This is a genomic window from Streptomyces sp. NPDC003077 (genome assembly GCF_040611095.1).
GTDB lineage: Bacteria > Actinomycetota > Actinomycetes > Streptomycetales > Streptomycetaceae > Streptomyces.
Genome location: NZ_JBEXNM010000129.1, coordinates 1 through 10,242, shown reverse-complemented (window position 1 = coordinate 10,242; position 10,242 = coordinate 1). Strand labels below are relative to the sequence as shown.

Annotated in this window: 9 protein-coding genes; 3 read left to right on the top strand and 6 right to left on the bottom strand. The window is 70.7% G+C overall.

Annotated elements, in window-relative coordinates; all coding sequences use genetic code 11:
• Positions 1–96 precede the first annotated feature (96 nt).
• The 3 genes from ABZX96_RS37685 to arc form a co-directional block, all read right to left on the bottom strand.
• On the bottom strand, positions 97–315 hold the full coding sequence (locus ABZX96_RS37685; protein ID WP_355554088.1) for a ubiquitin-like protein Pup: 219 nt from the start codon (positions 313–315) through the stop codon (positions 97–99).
• A 259-nt stretch (positions 316–574) separates the two neighbouring features.
• A complete protein-coding gene (dop, locus tag ABZX96_RS37680; protein ID WP_355554085.1) occupies positions 575–2,086 on the bottom strand; it encodes a depupylase/deamidase Dop in 1,512 nt (503 codons plus the stop codon).
• 273 nt (positions 2,087–2,359) lie between these two features.
• Complete coding sequence (gene arc, locus ABZX96_RS37675; RefSeq protein ID WP_355554082.1) at positions 2,360–4,126, bottom strand: proteasome ATPase; 1,767 nt, start codon at positions 4,124–4,126, stop codon at positions 2,360–2,362.
• A gap of 242 nt (positions 4,127–4,368) precedes the next feature.
• On the opposite strand from arc, the gene ABZX96_RS37670 reads away from it, so the two are divergent.
• Positions 4,369–4,656 carry a ferredoxin gene (locus tag ABZX96_RS37670; RefSeq protein ID WP_355554079.1) on the top strand — a complete coding sequence of 96 codons (288 nt, stop codon included), beginning with the start codon at positions 4,369–4,371 and terminating at the stop codon, positions 4,654–4,656.
• 15 nt (positions 4,657–4,671) lie between these two features.
• Here ABZX96_RS37670 and ABZX96_RS37665 read toward each other — a convergent pair whose 3' ends face one another.
• The 3 genes from ABZX96_RS37665 to ABZX96_RS37655 form a co-directional block, all read right to left on the bottom strand.
• A complete protein-coding gene (locus tag ABZX96_RS37665) occupies positions 4,672–5,241 on the bottom strand; it encodes a hypothetical protein (protein ID WP_355554076.1) in 570 nt (189 codons plus the stop codon).
• Positions 5,242–5,486: 245 nt separating this feature from the next.
• Positions 5,487–6,395, bottom strand: a complete 909-nt coding sequence (locus ABZX96_RS37660; protein ID WP_355554074.1) for a tRNA (adenine-N1)-methyltransferase — start codon at positions 6,393–6,395, stop codon at positions 5,487–5,489.
• 189 nt (positions 6,396–6,584) lie between these two features.
• Positions 6,585–7,871 (bottom strand): site-2 protease family protein, encoded by a 1,287-nt coding sequence (locus ABZX96_RS37655; RefSeq protein WP_355554071.1) that lies wholly within the window; start codon positions 7,869–7,871, stop codon positions 6,585–6,587.
• Positions 7,872–8,242: 371 nt separating this feature from the next.
• Here ABZX96_RS37655 and ABZX96_RS37650 point away from each other — a divergent pair, with 371 nt between their 5' ends.
• A complete protein-coding gene (locus tag ABZX96_RS37650; RefSeq protein WP_355554068.1) occupies positions 8,243–9,169 on the top strand; it encodes a PD-(D/E)XK nuclease family protein in 927 nt (308 codons plus the stop codon).
• 15 nt (positions 9,170–9,184) lie between these two features.
• Positions 9,185–9,856: a response regulator transcription factor gene (locus ABZX96_RS37645; protein ID WP_355554065.1), complete on the top strand. Its 672-nt coding sequence runs from the start codon at positions 9,185–9,187 to the stop codon at positions 9,854–9,856.
• Positions 9,857–10,242: the final 386 nt, after the last annotated feature.

Genomic DNA, 10,242 nt, shown 5'->3' with positions numbered 1-10,242 from the left:
GAGCGGCTCCCGGCCACCGGGCGGGCACGCGCGCGCCACGCGGCACCCGCCGGGGCCGGACGGGCGGTGCCGGGCACCGCCCCGGACGGCGACGGCCTACTCGCCGCCCTTTTGCACAAAACTCCGGACGAAGTCCTCGGCGTTCTCTTCGAGCACGTCGTCGATCTCGTCCAGGACGGAGTCCACGTCGTCCGACAGCTTCTCCTGGCGCTCCTTGAGGTCCTCCGATGCCTGCGCGTCCTGCGCCTGCTCCTCGACCTCCTCGGTGCTGCGCGATGCCCGCTGCTGTCCGCCGCCGGTGTCCTTGGTCGCCATATCCCTCACCCCGCTCGGTTCGCCCCGCTCGATGTGACTGTCAAGATCAGACCCTACAATCCGGGTCCGCCATCGGCCCTGCACTTGTGCAACGTTCGGGAGCCATCTCGATGATTCCCGTTCGAAGGCTTTTTCAGCCCCCGGGACGACCCGGAGAAGACCCCGATCCGTCCCCGGAACCACCTGCTGGTTCCCCCGGACCCCGAAGGGCGCCGGCCGGCCGCCACCAGGGCCCCGGCCGGTCCCTCCGGTGTCCCGGTCAGTTCCCGGACAGCACCCGTACCAGGTCCTCCGCCGTCCGGCACCGGTCGAGCAGTTCCTTGACGTGGTTGCGCGTGCCGCGCAGCGGCTCCAGCGTGGGTACCCGCTGCAGCGAGTCGCGGCCCGGCAGGTCGAAGATCACCGAGTCCCAGGAGGCCGCCGCCACGTCGTCCGCGTACTGCTCCAGGCAGCGCCCGCGGAAGTACGCACGGGTGTCCTCCGGGGGCTTGAGCTCCGCCCGCTCCACGTCCGGCTCGGCCAGGAGGCGCTTCATCTTGCCGCGCGCCACCAGCCGGTTGTAGAGGCCCTTGTCGGGCCGCACGTCGGCGTACTGGAGGTCCACGAGCTGCAGCCGCGCCGCGTCCCAGTCCACCCCGTCCCGGCGGCGGTAGCCCTCCATCAGCGCCCGTTTGGCCACCCAGTCCAGCTGGTCGGACAGGCTCATCGGGTCGTTCTCCAGCCGCCCGAGCACGTCCTCCCAGCGGCCGAGCACGTCCTTGGTCTGCTCGTCCGCGTCGGCCCCGAAGCGGTCCTCGACGTACTTGCGGGCCAGCTCGAAGTACTCCATCTGGAGCTGTACGGCGGTCAGCGTGCGCCCGCTGCGCAGCGTGATCAGATGGCTCAGCGTGGGGTCGTGGGAGACCTGGTGGAGGGTGCGCACCGGCTGGTCGATCGCGAGGTCCACGGCGATGAACCCGTCCTCGATCATCGACAGGACGAGGGCGGTCGTGCCGAGCTTGAGGTACGTGGAGATCTCCGAGAGGTTCGCGTCACCGATGATCACGTGGAGCCGGCGGTACTTCTCGGCGTCCGCGTGCGGCTCGTCGCGGGTGTTGATGATGGGCCGCTTGAGCGTGGTCTCCAGACCGACCTCGACCTCGAAGTAGTCGGCGCGCTGACTGATCTGGAAGCCGTGCTCGTGGCCGTCCTGCCCCAGCCCCACCCGGCCGGCGCCGGCCACCACCTGGCGCGAGACGAAGAAGGGCGTCAGGTGGCGCACGATGTCGGAGAACGGGGTCTCCCTCTTCATGAGGTAGTTCTCGTGCGTGCCGTAGGACGCGCCCTTGTTGTCGGTGTTGTTCTTGTAGAGGTGGATCGGCTGCGCGCCGGGCACCTGGGCCGCCCGCTCGGCGGCCTCGGCCATGATGCGCTCGCCCGCCTTGTCCCACAGCACCGCGTCCCGGGGGTTGGTGACCTCGGGGGCGCTGTACTCCGGGTGGGCGTGGTCGACGTACAGCCGCGCTCCATTGGTCAGGATGACGTTGGCCAGGCCGATGTCCTCGTCCGTCAGCTGGCTGGCGTCCGCGGCCTCGCGCGCGAGGTCGAAGCCGCGCGCGTCCCGCAGCGGGTTCTCCTCCTCGAAATCCCAACGGGCGCGGCGCGCCCGGTGCATCGCCGCCGCGTAGGCGTTGACGACTTGGGACGAGGTGAGCATGGCATTGGCGTTCGGGTGGCCGGGGACGGAGATCCCGTACTCCGTCTCGATTCCCATTACTCGCCGTACGGTCATGCGGCCCTCCTTGCCCGGCGGCGCCCCCGGACGGGGTCGTCGCTCAAGTACCGCTGCGCTTCCGGTCCGTGCGCGGTCCCCGCTCCCGCGGTGCGTGACGCGGCGGTACCGAAGAGCCTAGAACGCCTTTGCGGCGCTGGGGAGATCATTACAGTCATTGCTCCAGTCCGGTTTTCTCCTGCCTCCTCGCCGGCTTCCCGGGGATCATTCGTGCCCCGAAAAGCGTCCGGCTGCGGACGCCCCCTCCAGGACATCCGCAGCCGGCGAGCGTTGTTACAGGTATTGACCGGTGTTGGCCACCGTGTCGATGGAGCGTCCGGTGTCCGCGCCCTGCTTGCCGGTGACGAGCGTGCGGATGTAGACGATCCGCTCGCCCTTCTTTCCGGAGATGCGGGCCCAGTCGTCCGGGTTGGTCGTGTTGGGGAGGTCCTCGTTCTCCTTGAACTCGTCCACACACGCCTGGAGCAGGTGGGAGACGCGCAGGCCCTTCTGGTTGTGCTCCAGGAAGGCCTTGATCGCCATCTTCTTCGCCCGGCCGACGATGTTCTCGATCATCGCGCCGGAATTGAAGTCCTTGAAGTAAAGGACTTCCTTGTCACCGTTGGCGTAGGTGACCTCCAGGAAGCGGTTCTCCTCGGATTCCGCGTACATCTGCTCGACGACCGACTGGATCATCGCGCCGACCGCGGCCTTCGGGGAATTGCCGTGCTCGGCGAGATCGTCGGCGTGCAGCGGCAGGCGGTCCGTGAGGTACTTGGAGAAAATGTCCTTCGCCGCCTCGGCGTCCGGACGCTCGATCTTGATTTTGACGTCGAGCCTGCCGGGGCGCAGGATCGCCGGGTCGATCATGTCTTCCCGGTTGGAGGCGCCGATGACGATGACGTTCTCCAGGCCCTCCACACCGTCGATCTCCGAGAGGAGCTGCGGGACGATGGTGTTCTCCACGTCCGAGCTGACCCCGGAGCCGCGGGTGCGGAAGAGGGAGTCCATCTCGTCGAAGAAGACGATGACGGGTGTGCCCTCGCTCGCCTTCTCCCGGGCCCGCTGGAAGACCAGCCGGATGTGCCGCTCGGTCTCACCGACGTACTTGTTGAGCAGCTCGGGACCCTTGATGTTGAGGAAGAAGCTCTTCCCCGTGGGCTGGCCGGTCACCTCGGCGACCTTCTTGGCCAGCGAGTTGGCCACCGCCTTGGCGATGAGCGTCTTGCCGCAGCCGGGCGGGCCGTAGAGCAACACGCCCTTGGGCGGGCGGAGTTCGTGCTCCTTGAAGAGGTCGGGATAGAGGTAGGGGAGCTCGACCGCGTCGCGGATCAGTTCGATCTGGCTGCCCAGACCGCCGATCTTCGTGTAGTCGATGTCCGGGACCTCTTCGAGGACCAGTTCCTCGACCTCGCTCTTCGGGATCACCTCGTATACATAACCGGAGCGCGGTTCGAGCAGCAGGGCGTCACCGGCGCGGATGGTGGCGTCCAGCAGGGGCTCGGCGAGCCGCACCACCCTCTCCTCGTCGGTGTGCCCGATGACCAGGGCGCGCTCGCCGTCGTCAAGGATCTCCTTGAGCGTGACGATGTCGCCGGCGCTCTCGAACGCCATGGCCTCGACCACGTTCAGCGCTTCGTTGAGCATGACCTCCTGGCCACGCCGGAGCTCGTCGAGTTCCACGCTGGGGCTGACATTCACCCGGAGTTTCCGTCCTCCGGTGAAGATGTCGGCCGTGCCGTCTTCGTTCGCCTGCAGGAACACACCGAATCCGGACGGCGGCTGCGCGAGCCGGTCGACCTCTTCCTTAAGGGCCACGATTTGATCGCGGGCCTCACGGAGTGTGTTCGCCAGCCGCTCGTTCTGAGCGGAGACGCCCGTCAGGTTTGCCTGCAGCTCGACGATCCGCTCTTCGAGAATCCTCGTGTGACGCGGAGAGTCGGCGAGCTTGCGTCGCAGGACGGCGATCTCCTGCTCGAGATAGGCAACCTGGCCGGCAGGGTCTTCGGACCCCCGCCCCGGCCGGATGCCGCGGTTGATGTCGTCGTCGTGGGCTGCCACGGTCCTCACCTCCTCCAAGGGGAGCTGGACGCTTCCTGACCCTACCTGGGCCGGTGCAGGTTGAAACCCCTAGATCGAAAAGACTGTCGGGGTGTGTCCGATCTTCACCCTTGCGCACGTCCTCACCCCAGGGGAATACCCACCCAACAACATCAGAAAGCGACCGGTTGTATCGTCGAGTCGGTCAACACCCGTCAGGGCTGGCACCATTTGATTCACACAGGTAGGAAACGGCAGGCGAGATGACCGCGCGGGATGAAGCTCTTGAGGTATGGATCGACCAGGACCTCTGCACTGGCGACGGCATCTGTGCGCAATACGCGCCCGAGGTCTTCGAGCTGGACATCGACGGGCTGGCCTACGTGAAGAGCGCGGACGACGAGCTCTTGCAGGACAAGGGCGCCACCACCCCCGTCCCGCTGCCGCTCCTCAATGACGTACGGGACTCCGCCAAGGAGTGCCCCGGCGACTGCATCCACGTGCGCCGGGTGTCCGACGGCGTGGAGGTCTACGGGCCCGACGCCGAGTAGGCGCCGTGTAACGCATCACACACTCTTCGTCTCCGCGGTGGCGCCGTCCCGGACGAACGTGCCGTCGTGCCAGCGCCACTTGGCGCGCTCGCGCACGTCCGGGCAGCAACGCGGCACGTCCGTCGAGGAGTAGCCCAGGAGCGTCGCGGAGAGCGTCCTGTCGCGCAGGGCGAACTCCGTCACGCTCCGGTCCTCGGACGGCGCGAGAAGGGTCGCCACGACGCGCGGCGGGGCGTGCGGGCCGCTGCCGCGCGCCAGGACGTACACCCCGCTGGGCGGCGTGCCGATACCGGCCGGGCAGCGGACGACCGCGGCCGTCTCCCGGATGCCGTCGCCGTCGAGGTCGCCGGAGACCTGGCGCACCACCTGGGGCCGCTCGGAGCCGCAGTCCACGGGGTACCGCGCCGCCTTCGCGTCGGGGGCCGGGCCGTGGTCGCGGGCCGGCGCCGCGGCGGTCGTGGTGGCGCCCGCGGGCTGGACGAGGGCCGCGCCCGCGACGACGGCCGCGAGGGCGGTGGCGGTAGCGAGCCAGTGCGCCGCGCGGGGGCGGGTGTGCGGGAGGTCCTGGCCGGCCGGTGGCTGCACGCGGGGTAACTCCTGTGAAGAGCTGTGGCTGTGGGGGTGCCCGCATCGTTCCACAGAGCGCGCCCATGGGGAACGACCCATGCCGGGGTTTCGGCCAATGGGACCGGAGCCCGCCGTCTCGTTCCCGGGGGCGCTCCGCCGGACGGGTGCCGGGCGGATCCGCAGGATCGAACGAAAAGGCGCCGCCGGCGGTTCCCGTCAGGGGAACTCGTCGGCGGCGCCGGTGCGTTCGGGGGGGCGCGGGGTCAGCCGCGCTCGGCGGAGCCGGAGGCGGAGCCCGGTCCGGTGTAGTCCTCGCCGTAGGCGCCCTTGGCCGGACGGCGGCGGCGCAGCGGCGGCTCCACCCCGTCCGCCAGACGGCGGGCGGTGAGCAGGAAGCCGGTGTGGCCGATCATCCGGTGATCGGGGCGGACGGCCAGGCCCTCGACGTGCCAGGTGCGGACCATGGTCTCCCAGGCGGACGGCTCGTTGAACGTGCCGTGCTCGCGGATGGCCTCGACCGTACGGGCCAGCTGGGTGGTCGTGGCGACGTACGCGCACAGGATGCCGCCGGGGACCAGCGCCTTGGAGACGGCCTCCAGGCACTCCCAGGGGGCGAGCATGTCCAGGATGACGCGGTCGACGTCGGTGTCGGAGAGGTTGTCCTGGAGGTCGCCGACCGTCAGCGTCCACGCGGGGTGCGGGCCGCCGAAGTAGCGCTCGACGTTCTGCGTGGCGATCTCGGCGAAGTCGGCCCGGCGCTCGTAGGAGTGCAGCATGCCCTGGTCACCGATGGCGCGCAGCAGGAAGCTGCTGAGCGAGCCGGAGCCCACCCCCGCCTCGACGACGCGGGCGCCGGGGAAGATGTCGGCCATCGCCAGGATCTGCCCCGCGTCCTTGGGGTAGACCACGGCGGCGCCGCGGGGCATGGACAGGACGTAGTCGGGGAGCAGCGGGCGCAGCGCGAGGTAGGCGACGTTCCCGGTGGTACGGACAACGCTGCCCTCGGGAGCACCGATCAGCTCGTCGTGGGGGAAGGCTCCCTTGTGGGTGTGGAAGCTCTTGCCCTCTTCGAGCGTGAAGGTGTAGTGGCGTCCCTTGGGGTCGGTGAGCTGGACCTGGTCCCCGACCTTGAAGGGCCCGCGACGGCGGGCGGCACCGGTCGGTTCGGACATGTGACCAGCCTACCGGCCCTTCGGGGCGCTCAGGACCGCAGGGGCTCCGGTTGGGGGGCACGGCGGGGCGGACACTTCCCATTAAGGGGAGCGGACGCGTCCCTGATGGAGGGGCGGACGCGTCCCTGGTAGAGGGGCGGGTCGCATAAGGAACCGCCGGGCATCAGCTCAGGACGGGCGGGCGCAGGCTCAGGACGGGCGGGCCATGGCTGCCACGAAAGCGCGTTCGACGTCGGCCGTGGACAGCACGCCGTAGATCTCCCCCGTCGGCTCGACGACGAGGTACTCGGTGGCCGGGGTGGCCCGCAGGTATTCGAGCAGTTCCTCGCCGGCCAGCTCGGTGGAGACCCGCATGCCCTCCTTCAGCTCCTGGGCCAGGCCGCTCACCGACACCCAGGGGCGGCGGTGCTCGGGCACGGTGACCACGGCCGCCTCGCGGACCACCGCCGTCGGGGTGCCCTGCCGGTCCACCACGACCAGGGCCCGGGCCCCCGCTTCATTGGCCCGGCGCAGCGCCTCGGACAGCGGGGTGTCGGGCTCGACGGGGACGGCGCGCCGGGTGAGCGTCCGGGCGCGCAGGTCGGGCAGCCGCTCGCGCAGCCGGGCCACGCGCAGGCTGTTGCCCGCGCCGGTCCAGATGATGGCGGCGAGGATCGCGGCGAGCAGCGCGTCGGTGAGGGAGTCGGCACCGCCGATCTCGGGGCGGGGGCCGCCCAGCGCTCCTGTATGGGTCAGCAGCGGCAGTCCGATGAGGACCGTGACGGCCAGCGCGCGGCCCACCCAGGCGGCGGCGACGGTGCCGGTCATCGGCTTGCCGGTGATCTTCCACACGACGGCGCGCAGCATCCGGCCGCCGTCCAAGGGGAGGCCCGGCAGCAGGTTGAACACCGCGACGATGAGGTTGGAGATCATCAGGCCGGCGAGCAGCACTCCCGGGACCGTGCCGGGCTCCACCAGCCGCATCCCCCCATAGAAGACCCCGGCGAGGACCAGGGAGAGCAGCGGGCCGACGAAGGCCAGCACGAACTCCCGGCCCGGGGTCTCGCTCTCCTTCTCGATCTCCGAGACGCCGCCGAAGAACTGGAGCTGGATGCGGCGCACGGGGAGTCCGAAGCGGAGCGCGGCGATCGTGTGGGCGAGCTCGTGGACGAGCACCGAGGCGTAGAAGGCCACCGCGAAGAAGAGGGAGACCAGGTAGCGGGCGACGCCCAGCTCCGGCAGCACGCGTTCGAGCTGCCCGCCGAAGACCCAGGTGATCAGGGCCGCGACCAGGAACCAGCTCGGCGCGACGTAGACCGGTACGCCGAAGGGGCGGCCCATGAGGATGCCGCCGCCCGGTTTCCGCTCCCCCGGTTTGGCCCGCCCCGAATCCTTGGGCGGCTCGGGCGGCCCTTGCGGACGGGCACCATCGGGCGCATGGGGCGGCTGCGGCTGCGCGGACTCCTGGGAGTCCTGCGGCTTCCCGCTCTCGTCCACGGCATCCCCTCGTCGAATACGGCCTTCACACCTGTGTGGCGCGGTCCCACGATCATGCAGGGCGAAGCGGTCTGGCGTCGATGGTAAGCGGACCGCTCCCGGGTGTTCCGCCTCGCCTCCCCTGTCGATTGTCCGTGATGTGCGCCATGTCGGGCCGGGGTGCCGGGCTTCCCGACGAGCCCTCGACGAGCCCTGACGTGCCCCCGGCGAGCGGGCCCGGCTGCGGGGCGTACGGGCGCGACCTGGGAGGCGGCGGCCGGACCGCCCGCTCAGCGGTGGGGAACGGGGAGAGGTGATCGGTGGGCGCCGGGCGGGATCCGGCCGGTCGCGGGCGGCCGGATTGTCAGTGCCGGGCCGTAGGGTTTGGTGCCATGGGAACGAGCACCGAGAAGGCCGAGCAGGTCACCGCGGGGACACCGGCCGCGGTGAGCGAGCCCGCCAAGCCCGCCACGCGCCCGGTCGCGCTGTCGCCCTCGCGGGCGAGCGACTTCATGCAGTGCCCGCTGCTGTACCGCTTCCGCGTGATCGACAAGCTGCCGGAGAAGCCCAGCGCCGCCGCCACCCGAGGCACGGTGGTGCACGCCGTCCTGGAGCGGCTCTTCGACGAGCCCGCGGCGCGCCGCACCGCCCCCGGAGCCCGCGCCATGGTGCCCGGCGAGTGGGAGAAGCTGCTGGCCAAGCGGCCGGAGCTGGCCGAGCTGTTCGCCGACGACCCCGAGGGCGAGCGGCTGGCCCAGTGGCTGGAGGACGCCCAGGCACTCGTCGAGCGCTGGTTCACCCTGGAGGACCCCACGCGCCTGGAGCCCGCGGACCGCGAGCTGTATGTGGAGACGGAGCTCGACTCGGGCCTGCGGCTGCGCGGCTACATCGACCGCGTCGACGTGGCGCCCACGGGCGAGGTGCGGCTCGTCGACTACAAGACCGGCAAGGCCCCGCGGCCGGAGTACGCCGAGGGCGCGCTCTTCCAGATGAAGTTCTACGCCCTGGTGGTGTGGCGGCTGCGCGGCCTGGTGCCCCGCCGGCTCCAGCTCGTCTACCTCGGCAGCGGCGACGTCCTCACCTACGACCCGACCGAGGCCGACCTGCTGCGGGTGGAGCGCAGGCTGCTGGCGCTGTGGGAGGCCATCGAGCGCGCCACCGCGACCGGGGACTGGCGCCCGCGGCCGACGAAGCTGTGCGGATGGTGCGACCACCAGGCGGTGTGTCCGGAATTCGGCGGCACGCCCCCGGTGTATCCGCTCCCGGTCGTCCCGGCGGCGGGCGGCGAGAGCCCGCAGGGCAGAATGGATCCGCACTGACGATAAGGAGATCCTGTGGCTATCCGCGTCCTGCTGGTCGACGACCAGCCGCTGCTGCGTACCGGTTTCCGGATGATCCTGGAGGCCGAGCAGGATCTGGCGGTCGTCGGGGAGGCCGGTGACGGGCTCCAGGCCCTGGAGCAGGTCCGGGCCCTGCAACCCGACGTGGTGCTCATGGACATCCGGATGCCGCGCATGGACGGCGTCGAGGCCACCCGGCAGATCACCGGCCCGGCCAAGGACGGCCCGGCCAAGGTGCTCGTCCTGACCACCTTCGACCTGGACGAATACGTGGTCGAGGCGCTGCGCGCGGGAGCCAGCGGCTTCCTGCTCAAGGACGCGCCCGCGCACGAACTGGTCCAGGCGATCCGGGTGGTGGCGGCGGGCGAGGCGATGCTCGCGCCCAGCATCACCCGCCGCCTGCTGGACAAGTACGCCGGCCACCTGCCCTCGGGCGAGGAGCCGATGCCGGACACCCTCAACACCCTCACCGACCGCGAGGTCGAGGTGCTGAAGCTGGTGGCGCGCGGGCTGTCCAACGCGGAGATCGCCGCGGATCTCTTCGTCAGCGAGACGACCGTCAAGACGCACGTGGGCCACGTGCTGACGAAGCTGGGCCTGCGGGATCGGGTGCAGGCCGCGGTGTACGCCTACGAGAGCGGGCTGGTGCGACCCGGGGCGCAGTGAACCTGCGCCCCGGCCGCGGGGTGCCCATGGGTACCGGGCCGGCCCGTCAGGTCCCTCCGGCTCCACCGATGGGTGGCGGTCCGCCATTTCCAGCCTGTCCGGCTCCGCCGATGGGCGGCGGCCCGCCCGATCAGGCCCTCGGCTCCGCTGGTGGGCGGCCGTCCGGCGCAATCAAGCCCGTCCGGCTCCGCTGATGGCCGGCGGCCCGGCAAATTCCAGCCCGTCCGGCTCCGCTAATGGACGGCGGCCCAGCAAATTCCAGCCCGTCCGGCTCCGCTAATGGACGGCGGCCCAGCAAATTCCAGCCCGTCCGGCGTTTGAGGACAACGCCCCCGGCGTTCACCGGGCCCCCAGACCACCCGCCACCCGCCCCACGAGCCCGCACG